This is a genomic window from Clostridiaceae bacterium (genome assembly GCA_012840395.1).
GTDB lineage: Bacteria > Bacillota > Clostridia > Acetivibrionales > DULL01 > DULL01.
The window spans coordinates 15,183-40,083 of record DULL01000105.1 but is presented as its reverse complement, the minus strand read 5'-3'; the positions used below and the strand labels follow the sequence as shown (position 1 = coordinate 40,083).

The following is a 24,901-nucleotide window of genomic DNA, read 5'->3' as shown; positions in this document are numbered from 1 at the left end:
TGGAATCAATGTCAAAGATTACATCGATAAATGAATTTACATTGACACCAGTAGCTTTATTACATAAATGAGGTGAAAAAATGATAAAGTAGAAATCATTTTACACCACTTGACAAGACACTATCGGTTAGGGTTATGGTGCATCTGTAGGTGTAATTAGTTTGCTCATAACTTTAACTTTTGCTGCTACTTATTATTTGACAATAATAAAGAAGCAGTCAAATGAGATGTAAATCCTGAAATTTATATGAAAGCATAATCTTACTATTAACTTTAAATAGAAAGGATATGTGTCCATTGAAAAAGGTTAATGCTTTTATGTATGCAATTACCATAATAATTTGTCTTATTTCCATTTTTCCATTTTACTGGTTAATAAATACATCATTACAGCCACCAGATCAATTATTTAATTTGCCACCGAATTTATATCCTAAAACTAACGTATTTATCGCTTATGCTCAATATATTGCCAAAAGTGACATCTTATTATGGATGAAAAACACCTTAATTGTCGGAATTATTGTGACAATCTTTTCTACTGGACTTGGACTGCCTGCAGCATATAGCTTATCAAGATTTAGATATAAATTAAAGACGCTATTTATTTTCATTGTTCTTTTTACCCAAATGATGTCTGCATCATTTCTATGTATACCAATTTATATTATCTTTTCAAATATTAAATTTACTAATTCACTGGCAACACTTATGGTAATTTATACTTGTACAACATTACCGATCAGCGTCTGGTTTGCAAAAGGGTTTTTTGATGGAATACCTGTTGAACTGGAAGATTCTGCCCGTATTGATGGATGCAATACCTTTGATGTTTTAGTCCGTATATTAATACCTCTTATTAGACCAGGGATAATTGCTACAGGAACTTGGGTTTTTATTGTGGTGTGGGATGAATACCTGTTCGCTTACACTATGATCGAAAGGAATACCTTGTGGACAAATTCAGTTGGACTTGCATCTTATATAGGGCAATACTCTACTCCTTGGAATGAAATAATGACAGGAGCGGTTTTAGTTACTTTACCTGTAGTGTTACTTTTTATGTACTTCCAGAAGTATCTTGTAAGCGGTCTTACAGCAGGATCAGTAAAAGGGTAACAAAAGAGACAGGATCCATAATAAAAACAGCAAAAACATGACCAATTGACAGACAAATTTAAGAATAAAATGAAAAATAATTAAAGGAGGTAGCTTCATGAAAAAATGTCGTTTTTTTGTATCATTACTTGCAATGATGCTGAGTATTGGTATTATTTTGTCTGCATGTGGAAAACAAACCAGTGGACAGCAGGATAGCAATACTGGAATTACTTCTAAAGAAGAACAGACAAAGGAAGAAATTGTATTAACTTTTCCTCACTGGTATTTCAGCCATGGCGGTTCTTTCGACAGATGGGCTTATGAAGCTATAGATGAATTTATGGAAAAAAACCCTGGAATTAAAATTGATGGATTTCCGGTGGCTTATGAAGAATACTGGGCTAAGATGGACATAGCAATTGCAGCTGGTACTTCAAATGATATTATGGCATTTGGAAGCAATGTAGGCAAATATATTTTAAACGGACATCTTCTTCCTCTTAATGATTACATTGATATGGAAGACTTTAAAAATAACTTCAATGATATTCAAAATGTCAATATTCCACAATTTGCGCCTGATGGTAAGACATATATAGTTGCAAATGTTTCAGCATATTATATGCCTATATACAGACCTAGTGTACTAAAGAAAGCTGGTTGGGAGGAATTCCCTAAAAGTTATGAAGAATTCTTTAAAATGTTGGGAGATCTAAAAAATATTGGTGTAACTCCATATGCTATGATGACAAACCCAGGTAACTTTAATGAACAGTTCATAGATATAGGAATTTGGATTATTTCACAGGGAGGGCACTGGACAAAGGATAATAAGCCAAACCTGGATTCTAAAGAAGTTATCCAAGCATATAAAATGATAAAAGAGTTGTATGATGCGGGATATATAATTAAAGATACTGATAAGGGTACTTACAGGCAGATGTTTGGATCAGGTGATGTTGGTGTCTTAATTGACGGACCATGGGTATATGGCCAGGCTTATACTGTCGACCCTACTGTAGAAGGAGATTTTGCCGTTGCTCCAATATTTTTCACTAATGGTAAATATTCAGCAGGATGGGAAGGATTTTCTGCTTCATCCAAGACAAAGTATCCAGAGATTTGCGGTAAATTAATCACTTTCCTTACTTCTAAGGAACAAATGCAGAAGTTTATGGAAATTGTTACAATTATACCTCCCAGAACTGATTTGTTTGATGATGCTGCATTTAAAAATAGAATCCTTAATAAGTATCCTTGGATGGGGGTATTTGTTGAGAATGCAGCAAATGTTGTTGATAATTATCCTCATGGGATTCCTGCGGAGAGAAATGAGGAGTTTAGGAAAATAGCCGGAACAGCTCTTGAGAGAATCTTATATGAGAATGCAGAAATAGAAAGCACGTTGAAACAGGCACAGGAAGAGGCTATGAAATTACTAAATTAATTGAATTTGAATAAAGTTTATTTGGGTTTGTTCTATAAAGTATCAATCAAGTTTAAAAGAAAGGGCTGCCAAAAAGACAGCTCTTTCTTTTTTGGAAGGACTTTAGTTATTTTTCCTTATTATTTTTCAATGTATGGCTAATAAATATTGAAATTAATCTAAAAAATATTTGTTTATTATAAAAATACTATTTGAAATATGCTATTATTAGTTATAAATTAATAGAGGAAGATATTAAATATAATCATAGCCGTAATATTAAATCTAATATTATTTACTTTTATTTTATTTTCCAGCTATAATATGCTGATATACGGCTGTTTTTGCTGATGAACAGCTTTGGCTTTACTCATATTTTATAATAGTTTACTTAATAATTTATTGATTTTTTTGTTTACAAATTTTATACCGAGGTGCAAAAGCTATGAAGAGTATAAAACCAGGCAGAGGACCGTCAGGACTTTCTTTTATTGGATCAGTTTTTTCAATCATCTTCGGTGTGTTCTGGACAATAATGGCATTTAAAATAACCTCCTTTTCCCCCTTTGGGATAGTAGGTACAATTTTCCCGCTGTTTGGAATTTCATTTATTATTTATGGCATTTTCCAGGCTGTATATCATTATAGAAATGCTACGGGAAAAGACCGGTATTCCATTTTTGATATAACAGGGCCACACGAAGAGGGGGATCCATCAGAAAGATGGATAAGAAAAAACCTTGCTGAAGAAAACCAATATGATTACAGGGAAGAAAAACAATATGGGGACAAGTATTTTAGTCAACAGGATTTATCAGAACAGGAGTATAATTATTGCCCACACTGTGGTTTAAAGCTGCAGAAAATATATAATTTTTGTCCTAATTGTGGGGAAAAACTAAAATAGAAAAAGGGGAGTCACCTATGAAAACACTTTTATTAAGTCAGGAAGAAGTAAAAAGTCTTATTACCATGGAAGAAGTTGTAGAAATTTGTGATAAAACTTTTCAAGGTATGGGAGACGGTACTGTAATTAATCCAACCAAACTTACTCTTGATTTAGGTGAGGCAAGTTCCTATCCTCCTTATGAAGGATTTATGAATGCTATGCCTGCATATATAGGCTGGCTGGATGTAGCAGGACTTAAGTGGGTAGGAGGTTTCCTGGGAGAAAGAAAGAAAATGGGTCTTCCATTTTTAACCTCCCTGATACTTTTGATTAATCCCAGAATCGGAAATTTCAAAGCTGTTATGGAAGGTGCCCATATTACTAATCTTAGAACAGGTGCCCAGACTGCCATTTTTCTTAAATATCTGGTAGATAAAAAGTCAATAAATATTGGACTTTACGGTGCAGGAATGCAAGGCCATACTCAGACGGAAGCTATTTCCAAGGTTCTGGATATTGATGAACTAAGAGTTTATGATATTAATAAAGAAGCTGCATTAAGATTTGCAAGGAATATGGAACATGCAGTAAAGGGAAGAATTATTATTGTGGATGACCCTAAGGAAGCAGCCGAAGGAGATGCGATAATAACTGTTACTCAGTCAAAAGAAAGATTTGTGAAGAATGATTGGATTAAACCAGGGTCCATGTTCTTTCCCATGGGGTCATACCAGGAGTGCGAAAATGATTTAATATTAAATATGGACAAGATTATAGTTGACCATGTACAGCAAAGCTTACACAGAGGAGCACTTAAAGAATTAAATCATCAGGGTAAGATTACTGAGGAGCATATTAGTGCCACAATCGGAGAACTGGCTATAGGCAAGAAGACTATAAAGATAAATAATAATGAGCGCTTCTTATGTATACCTATTGGTACAGGAGCACTGGATGTAGCTGTTGCAGAAATTGTATATAATAAGGCTGTTAAAAGAGGAATAGGTGGCTCTTATGAATTTGCATAAATGGAACAGGAGGTATTCATTCTGAAAGACGTTATCTACATAATGGGACATAAAAACCCGGATACAGATTCAATATGCGCTGCAATTGCATATTCGGAGTTCAAAAAAATTCTCGGATTCAATGCTGTACCTGTAAGATTGGGTGATATTAATAACGAGACAAAATATGTGCTGGAATATTTTAATATTCCGGCACCTATTTTACTAACCACAGTAAAAACTCAGGTATCCGACTTGGACATAGACGTGGTAAATCCGGTTGCTCCTGATATTTCAATAAAAAGTGCATGGACTATTATGAAGAAGAATAATGTAAAGGTTCTTCCGGTAATCGATGAAAACAACAAATTTCTTGGCATAGTGTCCTTATCTGACATTACTGAAAAATATATGGATATTTTGGAGAAGGATGTAATTTCAGCAAGCAGAACACCTCTGCAAAATATAGTTGATACTCTGCAGGCAAAATTAGTTTATGGAGACAGGGAGTTTTTCAAGGAAACAGGGAATGTACTGGTTGCCGCCATGGCGCCAAATGACATGGAACTCTACATTAATGAGGGTGATATTGTAATTACCGGCAACCGTAAGGACAGCCAGCTTAAAGCTATTTCTATAGGAGCAAGCTGCCTGATTATAACCTGTAATGGACAGGCAGATGACGAAGTACTTGATGCGGCAAGAAAGCATAATTGCGTTGTAATGGTGACCCCTTGGGATACCTTTAATACGGCAAGACTTATTAACCAGAGTATACCTGTTGAATCTACCATGACCAGGGATAATATAGTCAGCTTTGAAATCGATGATTATGTAGATGATATAAAAGACAAGATGCTGCAGACAAGATACAGAAGTTATCCTGTTCTTGATGAGCTAGGCAGAATAAAGGGTTTTGTGGCAAGATATCACCTAATTTCACAAAGGAGGAAAAAAGTAATACTTCTTGATCATAATGAGATATCATTAACGGTAGATGGTATAGAGCAAGCCGATATTTTAGAAATTATTGATCATCACAGAATTGGGGATATACAGACTTTAAATCCGGTTTACTTTAAAAATGAACCGGTAGGTAGTACCTCTACAATTATTGCAAATATGTACTTTGATAATGGTTTAAAGCCACAAAAAAGAATTGCAGGTTTACTTTGTGCGGCCATACTGTCTGATACTTTAAAATTTAAGTCTCCAACTAATACACCTATGGATAGAACAACGGCTTTGCGCCTGGCAGATATTGCAGGAATTGACATTGATGCCTTTGCCTCCGCAATGTTTAAAGAGGGATCTTCATTAAAGGGTAAGACTCCCGAAGAACTATTATATCAGGACTTTAAAGAGTTTCGTTTCGGCAAATATAAAATAGGTATCGGGCAGATAAACACTACTGATAAAGATAGTGTTCTGCATATAAGAGAGGAATTATCAGAATATATGCAGCAAGTTTGCCGGAACAAAAGTTATAATCTTATTATGTTGATAGTGACGGACATAATAAACGAAGGTTCGGAAATAATGTTTGAAGGTAATGATAAATGGCTCATATCAAAGGCATTTAATATAGATGTGGGAGCAGACTCAAGGAAAAATAGTATTTATCTTAAGGGAGTCATGTCCAGGAAAAAGCAGATAGTTCCGTTTCTTATGGCAGCATTGGAATAAGGGAAGGATTACTGTATTTATTTGATAAAATATTCATAAGGGGATAACCATGAACTCTTCATTAAGTATGCTGATAGTAGACGATGAACCGCTAATGAGAAAAGGGTTTAGTATGATGCTCGATTGGAGCAAATATAACATTCTTAAGATATTTAATGCACAAAATGCATATGAAGCTTTTGAAAAAGCGCAAACTTTCCAGCCAGATATCATAATAACCGATATTAGAATGCCTGAAATAGATGGTCTTCAGCTAATAAAAAGGTTAAAAGAAAAGCTGCCTGATTCTGTATTCATAATAATCAGTGGATATAATGACTTCGAGTATGCAAGGCAGGCAATTACTTTAGGCGTTTTACATTATCTGGTTAAGCCAATAAGTTATGATGAACTTGAAGAAGTTATGAAAAAATGTATCAATGAGATAAAAGAAAAAAGGAGATTAAAAAGAATAATAGAGGATTTGGAGAGAAAGGGAGAAATAATTACTACTCAAGAAGTAAATGATGAAGCTGATAGTAATTATAGAGAGGTAATCAAAAAAATAACTGCTTACCTAATAAACAATCTGGATTCAAATATTAATCTTTATGAAATAGCAGAAAGATTTCATTATAATCCAAACTATTTAAGCAGGCTTTTTAAACAAGAGACTGGAATGAGTTTTTCTGATTATATTAAAAAAATTAGGATTGAAGAAGCTAAAAGATTACTATCTAATAGCGAATTAACAGCATTTCAGGTATGTAAAAATGTTGGTTATTCAGATTATAGATATTTTATGAGATTGTTCAAAGAATCTACAGGTTTATCTCCTCATGAATTTCGAACCGGGAGGAAAATAAAGTAGTGAGAAGAATAGTTAAATGGATTGGAGCCAGACTTCAGAGAAAAACTATGGCTGCTTTGACTGCAATGATGATACTCCCATTGGCTATATTAGGTACATTTATATATTTATATTCTTACTGGACTATAGAAAGAGACTATATTAATAATTCTAAAAAATATCTAAATCAGGTTAGTCAAAATATTGAACACAATATCAAGAGCTTGGAAATGATTTCCATTTTGGCTTTTATGGATGAAGATGTTATAAATGTACTAAGAATGGATCGAAGTGGTAATTCCGAAAATACTCCTTATAAGCAAAATATAATGGGGAGCTTCCTAACGAAATTAAAGGAACTCAGAAATGACGTTAACGGTATATATATTTTTTCCGGTTCAAATGTATATTACAAGAGCAAACAGGATGAGACTATTGACTCAGATTATGATTATAAAAATGATTTCTGGTATAAAGAAACTGTAAATTTAAAAGGAGCAACATATGTAATAGGGACACATATCCCTTTTCAGAAGAAACATTCAAATTATTACGTATACTCAATTGCCAGAAGTATCATTGATTATCAAACTGGTAATCATCTTGGAGTAATTCTTATTGATGCTCTTTTAGACGGAATAAGTAATATGGCGGAGGTAGAAAAGGTATTTGATGGTAGTTGGCTTGTTATAACAGACAATCAGGGTAAAATTATTTTTTCACCTGATCGAAAGGAAATTACAAAATCATTGGAACTAAGCAGAAATGATTTTCTTAATGATGTATCAGGATACTTTTTTACAAAAGAAAAAGAAGAAGAATTATTGGTGAATTACGTTACCTCAGAGTATACAGGTTGGAAAATGCTTCAATTTATACCCAGTGAAACTGTTTATAATGCTTCAAGAACTATTGGACTAGCATTAATATTATTGGCAGGACTCCTGATATTTTTATCTGTCCTAATATCTTTTTATGTTTCAATTAAAATATCAAAACCTATAATTGACATCAACAGTATATTGCAAAGGATTGGAGAAGGCAATTTTGACTGGGATCTAAAAATAAAAGGGAATGATGAGGTAAGTCAACTTATGTTAGGCATCAAAAAGATGTCCATAAGACTTAAGGCATTATTAAAACGGGTTACTACAGCAAGATTGAAGCAAAAAGAAGCTGAACTAAAGTTTTTACAAAGCCAAATCAATCCACATTTTCTACATAATACTCTAAACTCAATTCAAATGATGGCAATTATTAACGGACAGGTTGATATGGCACACATGATAGATGATTTGGGGAAATTCTATAAATCAGGAATTTTTCAGGGAAATGACATGGTAAAAATAAGAGAGGAAGTAGATCATGTAAGGTTATATCTTAAAATATTACAAATGAGATATGGAGATAAACTAAAATGGACAATAAATATTAATGAAGTGATAATGGAACTCTATACTGCTAAATTCATTTTGCAACCAATTGTAGAAAATGCTATATACCATGGAATTGAGCCTAATTTATATCCGGGTGAAATAAGAATAGAAGGCAAATTAAAAGATGATTGTGTTGAAATATGTATAGAGGATAGTGGAGTTGGTATTTCTGAGGATAAACTGGAAGGAATATTACTTTCACTTAGTGGTGAGAAACAATTAGACACGCAAATGAATAGTATTGGAATAAAGAATGTAAATGACCGGATTAAGCTTTATTTTGGAAATCGATATGGCCTAAGTATATTTAGCCAAAAAGGCAAAGGTACAAGAGTATTGATAAAAATACCTGTTTTACATAGACCTGTACCACTTGCAAATAAGTATTTTTTTTAAACGAATAAAAGTAAGAATTGTCTACACTATATGTAATCATTATCCCATTTCTTCTTACCTCCCCATAAATTACAATATACACAAGAATATATACCAAATATTTTATGGGGGGAAGAATTCCATGAAAAAATCTGTTTCTTATCTAATTCTTCTGGTAATGATGATAGTTCTATTATTTTCAGGATGTGTCAGCAACAGTACCGGAAACACTGTAGAAAATGATGCAAATGAAGCTGCTTCTGTTGAAAAGACTGATGAAAAGCCAACAGAAACAATTGAAGAGAAAGTAAAGCTAAAGTATTGGGCTCTATCAAGATGGAAGGGTATTACAGGCACTGAACCTGACGGACAATATGGAGATTGGCAAAGAGATGTTGCAAGACGCTTCATGGAGAATAATCCAAATGTAGTAGATATTGAAGTAGAACATATTCCTGCAAGTGACATTCAGCAAAAACTAACTGTAGCAATTGCATCAAAAACTCAGCCGGACGTTCTTGAAGATAATGACGACAGAGGTACTGGTTTTGCCAGAATGGGTGCACTAGTCCCTGTAAGCGATTATTTTACCAAGGAAGAGATGGATGATTTCTTTGAAGGTTCCTGGGACAATGGTGGAATTAAAATGGACGGTAAATATTACATGATTCCTTGGTCAAATAGTGTACAAATAATGTTGATTAATAAAACCATGTTTGAAAAAGCCGGTGCTTTACATTTACTTCCAAACAACGAAGAGAAAAGTTGGACCTATGACCAGTTTAAAGAAGCACTGAAAGCTGTTACCAAAGATAATGTATATGGTGGATGTCTCTTTTTTGGTAGTACTGCAGGTGATGCTTATGCTTTTAATATAATAATGGGTACAGGCAGTAGAATTGTTAACGAAAAAGGTGATAAGCTTATATATAATAATTCAAAGACAGAACTTGGGTTGGAGTTTTTAATTTCATTAATTGATGAAAAACTAGTAGTTCCAGGAGCTGAAACCCTCATGTATTCTGATGCAAAAGAATTATTTAAACAGCAAAAAGTTGCAACTACATTCATGGGTTCTTCAGGATTTTATGAAGAATTATATAGAGATATGGATGATGGGAAGATAGAGAGATTTGAGATAGATTATGCGCTATTTCCACATGCACCTGGTGAAACTCCTGTTTTGAAGGGTAATTATATTGGATATTTGGTATTTAAATCCGGTAATGCTCAAAGAGAAAAAGCTGCAGTTGAGCTTGCAAAATTTGCTACAAATACAGAAAACTCCAAAGCACTTAAGATAGTGAAACTTATACCACTAAGAAAATCAGTTGGGAATTTATATCCAGGGGATGAAATGACAGAATGGTCTACAAAAATATTTAAATATGCTATCAATCATGGCTATGCCTGCCCTGCTTATGCACAAATCAGAGCAGCACATGTTCCTATGCTTCAAGGCCTTGCAACCAAAACAACAAATATAAAGGATGGCCTTGCAGAATTTGAGTCAAAGATTCAGCAAGAGATAGAACAGGCATTGAAACAATAGCTCTCATTTTGAAAATTAATATTAAGCCGGCAGAAAATATTTATATTTTCTGCCGGCAGCAAATTGCTTCGTTCAGGTATTTATATGTGGTCTTGTAATTCATAAAGAAAATTCATTGAATACAAATTCATTGAAGAGGCGGTACATTTCATGTTTCAGGAAATAAATGCTAATAGTAGAAATATAAACAGACAAAAAATATTTAATTATATAAAAATCAGAAAGATAAAAAGCATATTTTGGGGATATTTATTTATATTACCTGCACTGGTATTTTTCATTATGTTTATGGTTTATCCGTTAATCGAGGCTGTTATATTAAGCTTTCATAGTTTCAGACTAAATGCTGAAAGCATGAAGTTTGTAGGATTTGAAAACTATATACGTATACTGAAGGATCCAGTTTTCATAAAATCCTTATTAAATACATTTATTATAGTATTACTTGTAGTTCCGGTAACGGAAATAATATCACTGCTTTTATCAGAATTACTGATAGAAAGGTCACCGAAATCTCAAACATTTTTTAGAATTGCTTTTTATCTTCCCGTAGTTTTAAGTGTTGTAACAATTTCATTGGTGTGGAAAAACATGTATAGTCAGGCTTATGGAATACTGAATTATCTATTATCTTTAATTGGAATTGAGCCTGTAAACTGGCTAGGCAATCCAAGGCTTGTGAAGTTTTCATTGTCAGTGGTGATAATAACATTTACTCTTGGGCAGCCAATTGTTTTAAATCTTGCTGCATTGGGGTCAATACCTGTAACATATTATGAAGCTGCATACATTGACGGAGCATCAAACTGGGACAGGTTCTGGAAGATTACACTTCCTTTAATAAAGCCTACTACACTGTACATTATTGTAACAACAACTATAAAAGCTTTTCAGGTGTTTGGAATAATAAAGATCATGACCGGCGGAGGTCCTAATTATGCTTCCAGTACAGTGCTATATCTGATATATGAAAGGGCATTTACTTTTAACGACCTGGCTATTGCATCCACAATGGGAGTAATTCTTTTTATAGTCGTAGCTATTTTTTCAGCTGTCCAATTTAAACTGATGTCGGGTTCAGTAGAATACTAATACAAACAACATTGAAAAGTTATATGACTTGGGAGAGGTAGTGTATAAGAGTGTTAAAAAGAAAAAGGAAAAGAAGACTTTCTGAAATATTGTCAAGTATTATACTGTGTGTTACGGCAGCTTTTCTATTGTTTCCAATATACTGGTCATTAGCAGGATCGTTAATGACTGATATTGAAGTAGTAACTATTCCACCGATTTTATTTCCAAGAAGATTATATCTGAATAATTATATTGAACTTTTTAAGACAGCTCCAACATTGAGATGGTTTTTTAACAGTGTTTATATTTCTGCAGCGACAACTTTACTGGTTGTTATAATTAGTACTTTGGCGGGTTATTCGTTTGCAAAAAAGAAATTTCCTGGAGGCAATATAATTTTTTATACCATGGTGTTAGGAATAATGATACCAAAACAAATTCTTGTAGTTCCACTTTTCAAGATTGTCCATGAACTGGATATGTTTAATAAACCCAGCGGTCTTATAATTCCGGCATTAGGATTTCCCTTTGGAGTATTCCTGATGAAACAGTTTATTGTTACTTTGCCTTCTGAGATAATAGAAGCTTCAACCATAGATGGCTGCGGTGAATTGGGAACTTTTATTCGAATTGTGATGCCTATATCAAAACCGGGATTGGGAGCTCTTGCCATATTTACTTTTATTCAGAGCTGGAATGATTATATGTGGCAGCTTTTGGTGATAAGTTCAAGAGATCTTAAAACACTGCCTCTGGGTATAGCAACCTTTCAGGAGGAATTTTCCATGAGGTATGGGCTGCTACTTGCAGGAGGAGTATTGGCTTCCCTGCCTATGATTGTTATTTTCTTAATTTTCCAGAAATATTTCACAAAGGGAATAGTAATGGGAGCAGTAAAGGGTTGATTGTTGAAGTAATTAATAAAAAAATGGTAATATATGGTATCAACAAGAGGATACTATTTAATTGAATCAGAAATGGAGGATAAAAAACTATATGTATACAATTCTAACTAGTTTTCCTGATATCGGATGTGGTAATACGGGAGATAAGCTTATTGAAATTGCAGTAAAAAAGATATTGGTAAGAGAAAAGGGAGTATCGGATTTTTTAACTTTATTTAGAGAGGATGATCTATCCGATTATATTGATCAAATAAATAAAACAAAAGCTGTCATAATGCCGGCTTTTCCAATCAGGGATGTTCCCATGTATCCCGGAGTATATGCACTGGTGGACGATCTGAGCAGGATAAAAGTTCCGCTGATACCAGTCGGAGCGAACTGGAACGTATATCCCGGAGACCTTTATGATAGACAGAATGTAAATTACTCTAAAGAAACAGTTGAATTCTTGAAATATGTATCAAACCAGATCGAACTGATTTCCTGCAGGGAATATCATGTATGCCGGGTGCTAAAGAAACATGGGATAGACAACACAATAATGACAGGAGATCCTGCCTGGTATGATCTGGATTATATAGGCAAAAAAATGAAAAGACCTTCCAGAATCAACAAGTTAGTTTTTACACCTCCGTTAAGTGCATTTTATGAAGAACAGGCGAAAGATATTATAAGGATGCTATCTAAGCTGTTTCCCAAAGCAGAAAAATATTGTACTTTCCATCTTGCTGATGCATTTACAAGACCCCTGGCAGAGGGTGAGAAATCAGACAATAGTGTGGCTATGAATATGGAAGTGGCAGAAAAAAATGAAAGGATCAGGCAGGTTGCAAGAGAGGAAGGATTTGAGATTGTTCTGGCAAGCCACGATATACATAAAATCGATTTTTATGAAGAATGTGACTTGCATGTAGGTTATGAATGCCATGCCCACTGGGCGTTTCTAAGAAAAAGAATTCCATCTGTATTAATAGCTGAAGATGCCAGGGGCGTTGGTTTTATATATACACAGGGATTTATGGGATTTGAAGCTTTTGTTAGATGCCAGAAGCCACAGCAGTATGCCCGTCCTACTAATACATCGGGTTATTGTGACAGCATAAGGGGATATAGTATTGCACCAGCTGATATTCTGCTTGCCGACAGAATAAGAGAATTTCTGGAGGACGAGCTTGAAAGTAACTTTAGAAGATATGCATGGTTTTCTGAATTTATTGATGAAGTATATGAAACAAGAATGAAGCCATTTATAGCATCGATTCCTTAAATTATCAAATATTTATATTTATTAATGGCATAGAAATGTTAATTGAAGTATATAAAAATATAGGGTATATATTTAAAAAATAACGTTTATTGTATTAACAGAATAGAAGCTAATAATAAATGGATTGATATCATTATTTATGATATTAATCTATTTATTATTTTGGAAATAATTTTCTTATTTTGGACCTTCCAATTTAATCACATATAAAAAGCTAAATACATATAAAACAAAAAAGGTGAATATTTCATATTCAATATTATAATTGGTATTTATTAATAATTTTAATGAAATTAAATTATCTAAGTATGGTATATTGTTAGAGTAATAATATATTAAGTTTAGATAAGTAAGAAAGAAAAAATTACTTGAATGCGGAATAAAATAGCAGTATATTATAATGGGGGGAAATTTGGTTTATCTAATAAGTTGACTCCAATAATCCTCATCAATAAGTATACAAAATTATAGAAAGAAGGAATCGCTATGGTAATTGCAACAAGTTTTTTCCAGGTCTCAGCTATTATAACTTCCTTGTTGTGTTTTGCCTTTGCAGGCTGGCTCTATAAATGGGTAAACAGCCAGGCATCAACGAATAAGCTCATAGCTGAAGTAGGAGGGCTCATCAAGAAAGGCGCAAGGACATTTCTAAAACATGAGTACAAAGTACTCGCAAGGTTTGCCGGCATTGTTGCCATACTAATTGTTATTTTTCTACCAAAGCCAATATGGTCTGGTAATGCTTCTTCTAACATCATCATGGCTATAGCATATCTTTTCGGAACATTTTTCTCTGCTCTTGCCGGAAAAGTTGGTATAGAAATTGCCACTATAGCTAACATGAAATCTGCTGAAGCCGCCAAATCAGGGATTAAGCCTGCGTTTATGGTCGGATTCCGCGGCGGCGCTGTTATGGGTATGGCAGTGGTTGGGGCAAGCCTTTTGGGAGTTACCGCTGTAATCATGCTTACTAATAGTTCAACTGCATTACTCGGCTTCAGCTTTGGAGCAAGTTCTCTTGCACTGTTTGCCAAAGCAGGAGGAGGAATATATACAAAAACTGCAGATATCAGCGCCGACCTTGTTGGTAAAGTAGAACTTGGCATTCCTGAGGATGATCCAAGGAATCCTGCGGTTATTGCGGATAATGTTGGTGACAATGTTGGTGACGTTGCAGGAATGGGCGCAGACCTTTTTGACTCAAATGTAGCATCTATGGCGGCAGCATTGGTAATGGCTGTAGCACTTGACAAAGTAGCAGGCAGTTCACTTAATGTTAGCATGGTTTTCTGTTATGCAGCTCTTGGTATTCTTGCTTCTATAATAGGTGTGGCAACAGCAAAGATTGGGAAAAAAGGAGATCCGACCAGAGCATTAAACAGCAGCACTTACGTTACTACATTTACTTATGGAGTACTTACCGCTGCCGCAACAGCAATTTTTGGTTTCTCATGGCGCATTTGGGGAGCAACTGTCATAGGATTATTGGTTGGAGTTATAATCGGCATTACAACCGACTACTTTACAAATGATGTCAAGCCACCGGTCAGATATGTGGCAGATGCTTCAAAAAGCGGACCTGCATTTACAATTCTTTCAGGTGTATCTTATGGATTCTTAAGCGTGCTTCCTGCAATGATAGGAATTGCATTATCAGCATTGTTGGCATATAAGATATGTGAACCTATCGGCGAAGGATATGCTATGTTTGGAATTTCAATGGCAGCAGTAGGAATGCTTTCTATTGTTGGTATGATTATTTCCAATGACGCATATGGCCCAATAGTTGACAATGCCAGAGGCCTTGCTGAAATGGGCGGACTGGGAGAAGAAGTACTTGAAATCACTGACTCTCTTGACAGCGCCGGAAATACCGTTAAAGCTATAACAAAAGGCTTCGCAATCGGAGCTGCGGGACTTACAGTAATTGCATTGCTTGGTGCATTTATGAGTGAGGTAAATACGGCTGCAGCTGAAATAGGTGTGCCACTTATAAAAGGCTTTGACATTTTAAATCCTGTTATTTTCTTCGGGTTACTGGTAGGTACTGCTATTCCTGCAGTGTTTTCTGCCATGCTTATGCTTGGAGTTGACAGGAATGCACAGCGTATGGTTTCGGAAATACACCGTCAGTTTAATGAAATTCCCGGCCTGAAAGAAGGTAAAGAGGGAGTTAAACCTGAATATGATAAGTGTATAGAAATTGCCACCCTTGGTGCATTAAAAGAACTAATTCCAGCAGGTTTAATGGCAATTATTGCAACTTTGGCAGTAGGATTCATAGGCGGAGTACAGGCTATTGGCGGTTTCCTTACAGGTAATATTGTAAGTGGTTTGCTTTTAGCTCTGTTTATGTCAAATTCAGGGGGTTTATGGGATAATGCGAAAAAGCTTGTTGAATCAGGATATGCAGGAGGAAAGGGCTCAAATACCCATAAATCTGCTGTTGTTGGAGATACTGTAGGGGATCCTTTTAAAGATACGGCTGGACCTTCAATCAACACACAGATAACAGTTGTTTCACTGCTATCCTCATTAATGTCAACAATATTTTTGACTTTCTCTTTATTTAAGTAAGTAGATATCAAATTAATAATGCGATTCTAATATAATAAAGATTTAAATAAATTTAAATAAATTTTATAATGATTAAATGAATATATTAAAAAAAGTAATTCCAGAACCAGAGCCGGTGCCTTATTAGGTACCGGTTTTCTTTGGAATTATTTTTATCTGGCAAGAGATTTATTATTTTGAACATCATCTGCCAGGTGCCGATTTGGATGGTTGCAAGAAAACGCCCACCAGGTTGTTTGGTGAGTTTTGAAAGCCGTAATGCTTTTTTATCACCTTGAGCTGCCAGTTTTGCTATTTTGTTATCGTATGCTGAGAGTTTAGAAATCAACGTAAATGAATAAACCTAAGGTATGGAACAATGCAGTAGAACAACAAGTTTGAACAGATATATGACATATTAAAACTCTGATACCAATAGAATATTATTGGATTATTATTTTGGAGAGATGGTTATGAAAGTATACATTATGAATGTGAGGAAACTGTTTATTTTAGCTTTGTTTTTAGGCATTTTTGTTATTTTGGTATCAGTAAGCCTGCTGGGTATAAAGACCGTAGGAGTTTTTAATAGTAACAAAGATCTGCCGATTTATTTTGTTGATACAAAAGAAAAAAAAGTTGCTATAACATTTGACTGCGCCTGGGGTGCAGATGATATACCTGAAATTCTTAAGACACTTAAGGATGAGAATATTAAAGCAAGCTTTTTTATTGTAGGTCAATGGGCTGAAAAATATCCTGATGCAGTAAAAATGATTTCGGCGGATGGTCATGATATTGCCAACCATTCCTATTCCCACTTGAGGATGGGAGCTCTTGATAAAGAAAGCATAAAAAAAGATTTAAATAAATGCTCAGATATACTTAAAAATCTCACAGGCATGGAAGTAGACATGTTCAGGCCCCCCTATGGGGATTACAGCAATAATGTAGTAGCTGCCGCAAGGGAAAGCGGCCTTTATACAATACAATGGAATATTGACAGCCTGGACTGGAAGCCAGGTATAAGTAAAGAAGAAATCTTGAACCGTATAAAAAAGAGACTGGTACCTGGTTCAATTATATTATTTCATAATGATACCCCTCATACAGCCAGTCTTCTTCCGGAAATTATTGCTGAGATAAAAAACAACGGATACAGTTTTGTACCCGTGTCAGAAATGATTTTAAGAGATAATTTTTATATTGATCATGAAGGAAAACAGAAAAAGAAGCAATAGGGAACTGAAGCAATAGTAGATTTATTTTATAAAATCTCTGAAACTCAATAAACAAAAATACTATATTCTTTTAGATATTCTTTTAGGTACCAGATGCAAAATAGAGAATATTATATAAATAGGGAAATAATATATTTATATTTTAAATATATAAAAGATTATTTCTCTCTAATTTTTTATAAAAAATTGGCACATAATTATTTAAAATAAGTACATTATAAGTAAGGGTGTTATTATTTGAAATGAGGTTGTGCTAATGCTTATAGCAGGAATTATTGGGCATGAGGGTAGAGTTCAGACTGCTAACCTAATAAGCAGTATTTTGTCTTCAACAGGTAAGAAAGTTAACGTTATCGATTCAAAGAATTTAATTGAACTGGATTCCCAAAGATTTAAAAACTATTTGTCCGAGCTTAAGAGAAATGGCACTGATATTCTTGTGATAAAAATAGGCATCGAGGACCTTTCATCCGTTATTTTCGATGATTTAAACATTGATATAATGATTTACACTGAAAAGTCAGGAGAAGATAATGTTGATAACTCTTCAACCGGCGAGCATATGAAGAGAGTTATGTCACTTATGAATGAAAAAAGTATTGCAATTGTCAATATCGATGATCATGAGCTGGCAAAGCTTATGTACGGTGTAAAAAATTACATTATCAGTTATGGTTTCAATTCAAAGGCCAGCATGACAACTTCAAGCATAGGAGATGCTTTTATTTGCTGTCTGCAAAGGAGTATATCCGATAAGAATGGCATATTAATAGAACCACAGGAATACAGGCTGGATATAAATACTTCTGCTTTTGATTCACATAGTATAATGGCTGCAATAACTTTTGCCATAATAAACGGAGTAAATCCTAACACAATAAACAAAGTAAATATAAAAATGTAAAAGTTTTATCAGCGAACTCACTTCGCTCGGGGAATTTGCGGTGGTCTTGCAATCCTCCGGTGAATAAAATTGTTATAATTATTTGTATAAATTTAGCTCCCGCTTACAGAAGCGAGATACTTTTTGATTCTTAGTTAAACTTATATTCGAAATAATTTGCAACAAATACAGCCGAATTTGTCGATTACTTAGATAAAATGTTATTTCAGGGATTTCCAAGTAAATAAAATTATAATATAATAGTAAAGTATTAAAAGGTAAATTTTACTTCTAAAATGTTAATGTCTGGAATAAGTATTACATTAGATAAAAGCTTTAAATATACTTCAGCAAAAGAGAAGGGAGTGGGGTCGGGTGGTCGGTAATCTTGTTGAAAACAATATGGTGACCATTTCGGGTAAAATAGTTACAGATTTAGAATTTAGTCATGAGGTCTATGGTGAAGGATTCTATAAATTTATACTGGAAGTACCGCGCTTAAGTGATTTTTGTGATAATATTCCTGTTACCATTTCTGAAAGACTGATAACAAGCGAAAAGCCGGAAATAGGGAAATATGTTGAGATAGAAGGGCAGTTCCGCTCATATAACAGCTTTACCAGTGAAGGTAATAAACTTATTCTGACTGTATTTGCCCGGGAAGTTACTTTTCTGGAGGGAGAAGGAAATATAAGAAATCCAAATCAAATTTTCCTTAACGGATATATTTGCAAGAAGCCGGTATACAGAACTACTCCTTTTGGAAGGGAGATTACTGATATATTACTTGCTGTAAACAGGCCATATAATAAATCCGACTACATACCTTGTATTGCATGGGGAAGAAATGCAAGATATTCAGAAACATTATCAGTAGGTGATAATGTAAAAGTCTGGGGAAGGATACAAAGTAGAACATATCAGAAAAAACTAGACACCGGGGAAATCCTCACTAAAACCGCCTATGAAGTATCGATTTCTAAGATGGAGGTTTGCCCCGGTGCCAGACAGCAACTAAAAGAATAATAAGCAAATTATATTTTACCTGAACAGGTTAAGTTTTATTTTCTTGTTTCTGACAAAATATCTCCATTGCCTCATTAAGTAAGGAATTAGATAATGATCAACGCCAAATGCTCTTCCAGCGCCTCCAAGCATGGCTATTTCAGCAGGTATAAGCCACCAGCTGGTTTCATAAAGCCCTGTGGACAAGAGGAAGTTAACATTCAGTGCCAGGGCAGCCAATGCTGCAAGGAAGGTGAATGTGCCGGAAACAAAAGCGATACCTATGGCTAATTCGCTTAATACTATTAGATATTGGAAGAACAATGCATTTGGAATAACAAAGGTTTCAGCAATCCAGGCATACCATGAAGGAGTATAGTCGTAAATAATCTGGAATATTTTTTCGCCGGTTTCCGTTACTGAAGCTCCTGTCTGGGCATCTGCAGGCATTCCGGAAAGCATAGCCTTTACAAGCCATCCATCGGTTATTTTCACCAATCCTTCTTTTAGCCAGAAGTACCCCAGGAAGAGGCGCAACGGAACAAGCCAGAAAGCAGGTGTAAGAACAGAAATATGTTTTTCAACAATGGTTTTGTTCTGTTTTTTATAAAGGAATTCATCCTTTAGATATCTCATAACAAGTTCAAATCCGCCAATACCAAATAAGTAATGAACATTAACCATGTATTTGAGTATTATTGAAATCAACCTTGAAAATTGCCTTCCCATTATTTCGGAAACAGCAAAATAACTGCCTATGGAAACCATAACGCCATGCAGTTTTGGCTCAAGTTTTTTCTTTTCTTTGCCTCTGATATCAGCAAGTATATTTAAAACTGCAGCACGGCCGGTTTGTAACGCAGATTCAACAAGTGCCGGCAGTGAACCTTCGGGAGTCTGGAATATTGAAATATCACCTGCGGAATAAACATTTTCATATTGGGTTTGGGTATATTCATTTACTTTAATCCTGCAGGATTTTCCCTTTTCAATATTCAGCTTATCTGTGAGGTTACATGCTCTTACTCCGGCAGTCCAGATTATAGTTTTTGTAGGTATGGTCTTTTCTCCGCCGACTTCAACCCAGTCTGGAGTGACTTTTGTAACTGCTTTTCCTGTTATAACTTCAACCTTCAATTTTTGGGTCAGATAGTTATGGGCTTTTTTTACAGCTTTATCAGGTAAATTGCTTAAAATATTGGGCAGAGCTTCAATTAAAACAAGTTTAACTTCTTCTTTCTTGATTGAATATTCGGTGCATAAATCTTTAAACCAATGTGCCAGTTCTCCAAGCAGCTCTATTCCTGTAAAGCCGCCGCCACCTACAACAAAAGTAAGCATGGCTTTCTTTTTCTCCGGATCTTTTTCCTGAGATGCAAGAATAAAGGTATTTTTAATATGCTCTCTAATATTAACAGCATCCTTGTAAGACCAGAGCGGAAAACAGTTTTCCTCCAGTCCGGGAATACCGTAATAATTAGGATTACTTCCTGCAGCTAAAAGCAAATAGTCGTAATTATATTCATTACTATCTGATTTAAGTTTGTTTTTTTCAAAATCAATATCTGCAATATTATCCTGAATCAATTTCACATCTGTATATTTAAATATATCTCTCAGAGGTACAATAATACCATCTTCACTAATCCTGTTTCCAGCTACTTCATGAAGCTCGGTAAGGAGAGTGTGATAAGGATTTTTGTCTATCAGGATTATCTCTATATCGTCTTGAGGCTTTTTCTTTTTTTGCAGCGTCAATGCAGCTTCAATTCCTGCATATCCCGCTCCTAGAATTACAATTTTCTTTGGCATAGTTTAATCCTCCTATTAAATTGACATTTATTTTAAAATTACCAGTATTTATTACTTTTTTATAAATTAGGATAATATCTTAAATAATATCTTATTAATAGCCTGTTAATAATTTACCAAAAATATTGATGGTCAAACAAAAAATATTGATAACAATTATTCATAAAATTATACCATAATTACTTTATATTGGCGAGGGAGGGATATTAACAAATTAAAAAGGTAAAAATGCAGCAAAAAAAACATAATTAAAATAAAAAAGCATAAAAAAATACTCTTTATATGTTTGACATTAATACAATTGGGAATATATAATTATGTGCAAAATTATCTAATCTTCCAGGGAGGAGTACAATTATGAAAAAAATCTTATCAATCATTCTAGTTGTTGTTATGACTTTTGGATTAATGGTAGGATGCGGGGGTGCAAAATACAAGGATGGTACTTATGAGAAAACCAGCGAGCCTGACGAGAGAGGAAACTATGCTACTATCAAGATAGTCATAAAGAGTGGCAAAATTGCTGAAGCAGAGTACGTAGAATATACTCCGAATGGTCCAAAAGACGAAAACTATGGTACAAATAACGGTAAGATAGAAAACCAGGAAAACTATGATAAAGCCCAAAAAGCATTGGCAGCAAGCAAGACTTTTGGAGAAAAGCTTGTAAAAGCACAGGATCCTTCAAAAGTTGATGTAGTTTCAGGTGCAACCAACTCACACAAGACATTTGTTCAATTGGCAAATGAAGCATTGTCAGAAGCCAAGAAATAAGAGAATATTTGATATGGCGCTATGCCCTGGGGTATATTTCCTGGGGCATTATTAATTTAATAATATTTACTTATTTTTTTTGTGGTAAAATTATGAAGGTGGGTACGAGTTGAAAAAAAATATAGTTTACATTTTTGCTATATTAATATTGGTATCACTGGGCATATATTGTATTGCAAAATTTAATTCCTTCAGTGATAAAAAAGATAGATCTGGAGATCCTTTTGAAACCAGTGATTTTTTAATGAATACAATCATAACCCAAAGAATATATGGGAAAAATGCAAAAAAGGCTACCCAGGAGGCCACTGAAAGAATAAAGGAACTTGAAAGTAAAATGACAATTAATTCTCCCGGTGGTGAGGTTAACGACCTTAATGCCCAGGCTGGCAAAGGATTTGTGTCATTAACTCAGGATACGGTTTTTGTTTTGGAAAAGGCATTATATTATTCAGAACTAAGCGGAGGAGCTTTTGATGTTACCGTAGGACCGTTGGTCAAGGCCTGGGGTATAAATACTCCTAATGAAAGGATTCCTTCTGAGAATGAAATTGAAGAATTGCTGACATTAGTAAATTATAAAGACATTAATATTGACAGGGAGAATCTTCAGGCAAAACTAGAACGTCCTGGCCAAATAGTTGACCTCGGAGCTATTGCAAAAGGATATGCGGGAGATGAAGTAATTAAGATATATAAAAAGTACGGGATTGAATCAGCATACGTAAACCTTGGGGGTAATGTCGTAGTCCTTGGTACAAAGCCCGATGGTACACCCTGGAGAATAGGGATACAAGACCCCAGGAAGCCGAATGGTTTTTATGTTGCAATACTGACCCTTGTTGATAAGGCTGTAGTTACTTCTGGAGATTATGAGCGGTATTTTGAAAGGGATGGTAAAAGGTATCATCATATAATTGATCCCAGAACCGGTTCTCCTTCTCACTCGGGTCTAATCAGCGCTACAATTGTTTCGGATTCATCTATAGATGCTGATGCACTATCCACTTCGGTTTTTATTTTAGGCCTGGATAAAGGAATGGAACTTATAGAAAGCTTACCGGGAATTGAGGCTGTATTTATAACGGAAAATAAGGAGGTCTATGTTACCTCAGGTTTGACAGATTATTTTTCAATGGCTGGTGAGAGCAGGGATTATAAATATGTTGAAAAAAGGTGATATAATATTATTGATAGTCATATTGTTTGCAGCTACAGGCTTTTCATTGTTTAACATATTGGACAGTAAAAATGGGAATTCCATGAAAACTGCCATTATTAAACATGAAGATGAAACTATAGAAACAGTTGTTCTTGACCAGGTAGACCAACCTGAGAGAATAAATGTTTCTGGGAATTATGATGTGGTAATATTAGTTGAAAAAGGACGTATTAGATTTGAAAAATCCAACTGCCCTGATCAAATATGCGTAAATACTGGATGGTTAACAAGTAACGGGGATGTGGCGGTTTGTCTGCCTAACCGGACAATGATCAAAATTGAGGGGATTAAACAAGAAATTGATGGAGGTACTTATTAACTTTGAATTATACAAGAAAACTGCCTTTGCTGGCACTAATGGTTTCTATGGCACTGATACTCTCTATAGTTGAGTCCTGGATACCTGTTCCTGTTGCTATACCGGGGGTAAAATTGGGATTAGCGAATATAGTAACGATACTGACTATTATTTTTTTTGGAGTTAAAGAGGCTATAATTGTAGTTTGTATCAGAGTTGCGCTTTCTTCTATTTTTGGAGGAGGGCTTATGATATTTTTCTTCAGTATTGCAGGAGGATTGTTAAGTACTTTAACAATGGCTTTCCTATACAGAAAAATGTATAATATATTTAGTTTATTAGGTATAAGTATTGCAGGATCAATAATGCATAATATAGGGCAGTTGCTTATGGCATCCATAGTAATGAAAGAGTTTTCAGTTATGTCTTATTTACCTGTACTACTTATTTCTGGTATTATTATGGGGTGTATTGTTGGGATTTGTTCAAAACTGTTGGTAACATCACTTGAAAAAACAAGGATTTTTAATTGAGAAACAAGAATTTTTGTAAAAGGGATCTTTATTGAATTGGAGGAGTATGCAACTTGTGGCATAAGTATCCTGAAATTGAGAGCGAATTGTTTAAAGTTGAAGAATGTATAAAAAACAGTATTACTTCCAGAAACAAGCTGCTATCACATATTACCAGCGATGTCATACTTTCAGGGGGAAAACGGCTGAGACCTGCCATCCTTATTTTAGCATCTAAATTTGGTAATTACGACAGTGAAAAAACAATACCTGCAGCCGGAGCCTTAGAAATATTGCATACCGCTACTCTTATCCATGATGATATAATTGACAGGGCACAGTTAAGACGGGGAAAGGTAACTGTATCAGAAAAATATGGAATGGATATGGCCGTGTATACCGGAGACTTTTTGCTTACCAAGGCAGTTCTAATGCTTTCAAAGAGTATTCCGGGGGACAAGCTGGAGATAGCCGCAAGGGCTGTAAAAAATATATGTGAGGGAGAGGTTGACCAATTTCAGGACAGGTTTAATGTAGACATTTCCATATTGTCATATATAAAAAGAATTGGCCGTAAAACTGCCATACTTTTTGCTGCTGCTTGCGCCATGGGCGCATATATTTCCGGGTGTTCTGATGAAATAACAAGAATACTTGCCAAGTTTGGCATGAGCTACGGCATAGCTTTTCAAATAAGAGATGATATAAATGATTTTTTTTCCAATGAAAAGAAGTCAGGCAAACCTGTAGGCAGCGACATTTCAAAAGGTATCATAACAATTCCTATAATATATGCTCTTAAAGACATCACATTCAATAAAAAACTCTTGAAGTTATTGGAAAGCGACAATAATATAACCCAGAATGAGGTTCTGGAATTAGCTGAGTATATAAGAGATTGCGGCGCGGAAAATGCTTCATGGAAACTGCTTAGAAAATATGTTGACAGAGGACTGGGTCTTCTCAGTAAATTACCTGATATTGAAGCCAGAAGCATACTTGAGGAATTAATAAAACAACTGGACAATAATTATATAAAGGATGAATAGGC

Annotated in this window: 22 protein-coding genes; 20 read left to right on the top strand and 2 right to left on the bottom strand. The window is 34.7% G+C overall.

Annotation, left to right across the window (positions count from 1 at the left end; translation table 11 throughout):
* Positions 1–297: 297 nt before the first annotated feature.
* The 12 genes from GXX20_11310 (at position 298) to GXX20_11255 (ending at position 16,124) form a co-directional block, all read left to right on the top strand.
* On the top strand, positions 298–1,119 hold the full coding sequence (locus GXX20_11310) for a carbohydrate ABC transporter permease (GenBank protein HHW32237.1): 822 nt from the start codon (positions 298–300) through the stop codon (positions 1,117–1,119).
* A gap of 97 nt (positions 1,120–1,216) precedes the next feature.
* On the top strand, positions 1,217–2,548 hold the full coding sequence (locus GXX20_11305) for an extracellular solute-binding protein (GenBank protein ID HHW32236.1): 1,332 nt from the start codon (positions 1,217–1,219) through the stop codon (positions 2,546–2,548).
* Between the two features lie 424 nt (positions 2,549–2,972).
* Positions 2,973–3,434, top strand: coding sequence for a zinc ribbon domain-containing protein (locus GXX20_11300; protein ID HHW32235.1), 462 nt, complete (start codon positions 2,973–2,975; stop codon positions 3,432–3,434).
* A 17-nt stretch (positions 3,435–3,451) separates the two neighbouring features.
* Positions 3,452–4,444 carry an ornithine cyclodeaminase family protein gene (locus GXX20_11295; protein ID HHW32234.1) on the top strand — a complete coding sequence of 331 codons (993 nt, stop codon included), beginning with the start codon at positions 3,452–3,454 and terminating at the stop codon, positions 4,442–4,444.
* Positions 4,445–4,465: 21 nt separating this feature from the next.
* Positions 4,466–6,109 (top strand): putative manganese-dependent inorganic diphosphatase, encoded by a 1,644-nt coding sequence (locus tag GXX20_11290; protein HHW32233.1) that lies wholly within the window; start codon positions 4,466–4,468, stop codon positions 6,107–6,109.
* Positions 6,110–6,158: 49 nt separating this feature from the next.
* Complete coding sequence (locus tag GXX20_11285) at positions 6,159–6,959, top strand: response regulator (GenBank protein HHW32232.1); 801 nt, start codon at positions 6,159–6,161, stop codon at positions 6,957–6,959.
* On the top strand, positions 6,959–8,770 hold the full coding sequence (locus GXX20_11280; protein ID HHW32231.1) for a sensor histidine kinase: 1,812 nt from the start codon (positions 6,959–6,961) through the stop codon (positions 8,768–8,770). Before GXX20_11285 ends, GXX20_11280 begins: the two co-directional genes overlap by 1 nt.
* Before the next feature lie 121 nt (positions 8,771–8,891).
* The gene (locus tag GXX20_11275) at positions 8,892–10,301 is read left to right on the top strand and encodes a sugar ABC transporter substrate-binding protein (GenBank protein HHW32230.1); all 1,410 of its coding nucleotides are present in this window, start codon (positions 8,892–8,894) and stop codon (positions 10,299–10,301) included.
* A 150-nt stretch (positions 10,302–10,451) separates the two neighbouring features.
* Positions 10,452–11,393, top strand: coding sequence for a sugar ABC transporter permease (locus GXX20_11270; GenBank protein ID HHW32229.1), 942 nt, complete (start codon positions 10,452–10,454; stop codon positions 11,391–11,393).
* Between the two features lie 164 nt (positions 11,394–11,557).
* Complete coding sequence (locus GXX20_11265; GenBank protein HHW32228.1) at positions 11,558–12,280, top strand: carbohydrate ABC transporter permease; 723 nt, start codon at positions 11,558–11,560, stop codon at positions 12,278–12,280.
* Positions 12,281–12,371: 91 nt separating this feature from the next.
* The gene (locus tag GXX20_11260) at positions 12,372–13,547 is read left to right on the top strand and encodes a polysaccharide pyruvyl transferase family protein (GenBank protein ID HHW32227.1); all 1,176 of its coding nucleotides are present in this window, start codon (positions 12,372–12,374) and stop codon (positions 13,545–13,547) included.
* A 486-nt stretch (positions 13,548–14,033) separates the two neighbouring features.
* Positions 14,034–16,124: a sodium-translocating pyrophosphatase gene (locus GXX20_11255; protein HHW32226.1), complete on the top strand. Its 2,091-nt coding sequence runs from the start codon at positions 14,034–14,036 to the stop codon at positions 16,122–16,124.
* 85 nt (positions 16,125–16,209) lie between these two features.
* Here the strand turns inward: GXX20_11255 and GXX20_11250 are convergent, their stop codons facing one another.
* Positions 16,210–16,452: a hypothetical protein gene (locus GXX20_11250; GenBank protein ID HHW32225.1), complete on the bottom strand. Its 243-nt coding sequence runs from the start codon at positions 16,450–16,452 to the stop codon at positions 16,210–16,212.
* A gap of 124 nt (positions 16,453–16,576) precedes the next feature.
* Between GXX20_11250 and GXX20_11245 the strand changes: the two genes are divergently transcribed.
* The 3 genes from GXX20_11245 to GXX20_11235 all read left to right on the top strand — a co-directional run bounded on the left by GXX20_11245 (position 16,577) and on the right by GXX20_11235 (position 19,253).
* Positions 16,577–17,344 (top strand): polysaccharide deacetylase family protein, encoded by a 768-nt coding sequence (locus tag GXX20_11245; GenBank protein HHW32224.1) that lies wholly within the window; start codon positions 16,577–16,579, stop codon positions 17,342–17,344.
* Positions 17,345–17,600: 256 nt separating this feature from the next.
* Positions 17,601–18,248, top strand: coding sequence for a glutamate ligase (locus GXX20_11240; GenBank protein HHW32223.1), 648 nt, complete (start codon positions 17,601–17,603; stop codon positions 18,246–18,248).
* Positions 18,249–18,602: 354 nt separating this feature from the next.
* Positions 18,603–19,253, top strand: coding sequence for a single-stranded DNA-binding protein (locus GXX20_11235; GenBank protein ID HHW32222.1), 651 nt, complete (start codon positions 18,603–18,605; stop codon positions 19,251–19,253).
* 15 nt (positions 19,254–19,268) lie between these two features.
* On the opposite strand, the gene GXX20_11230 is transcribed toward GXX20_11235, so the two are convergent.
* Positions 19,269–21,044, bottom strand: coding sequence for an NAD(P)/FAD-dependent oxidoreductase (locus tag GXX20_11230; GenBank protein ID HHW32221.1), 1,776 nt, complete (start codon positions 21,042–21,044; stop codon positions 19,269–19,271).
* Positions 21,045–21,401: 357 nt separating this feature from the next.
* Here GXX20_11230 and GXX20_11225 point away from each other — a divergent pair, with 357 nt between their 5' ends.
* The 5 genes from GXX20_11225 (at position 21,402) to GXX20_11205 (ending at position 24,899) form a co-directional block, all read left to right on the top strand.
* Positions 21,402–21,818 carry an FMN-binding protein gene (locus GXX20_11225; protein ID HHW32220.1) on the top strand — a complete coding sequence of 139 codons (417 nt, stop codon included), beginning with the start codon at positions 21,402–21,404 and terminating at the stop codon, positions 21,816–21,818.
* Between the two features lie 244 nt (positions 21,819–22,062).
* Entirely contained in the window at positions 22,063–22,998 is a 936-nt protein-coding gene (locus tag GXX20_11220; protein ID HHW32219.1) for an FAD:protein FMN transferase, read from the top strand.
* On the top strand, positions 22,982–23,359 hold the full coding sequence (locus tag GXX20_11215) for a NusG domain II-containing protein (GenBank protein HHW32218.1): 378 nt from the start codon (positions 22,982–22,984) through the stop codon (positions 23,357–23,359). Before GXX20_11220 ends, GXX20_11215 begins: the two co-directional genes overlap by 17 nt.
* Before the next feature lie 2 nt (positions 23,360–23,361).
* A complete protein-coding gene (locus tag GXX20_11210; GenBank protein ID HHW32217.1) occupies positions 23,362–23,871 on the top strand; it encodes a Gx transporter family protein in 510 nt (169 codons plus the stop codon).
* Positions 23,872–23,924: 53 nt separating this feature from the next.
* The gene (locus tag GXX20_11205; GenBank protein HHW32216.1) at positions 23,925–24,899 is read left to right on the top strand and encodes a polyprenyl synthetase family protein; all 975 of its coding nucleotides are present in this window, start codon (positions 23,925–23,927) and stop codon (positions 24,897–24,899) included.
* Positions 24,900–24,901: the final 2 nt, after the last annotated feature.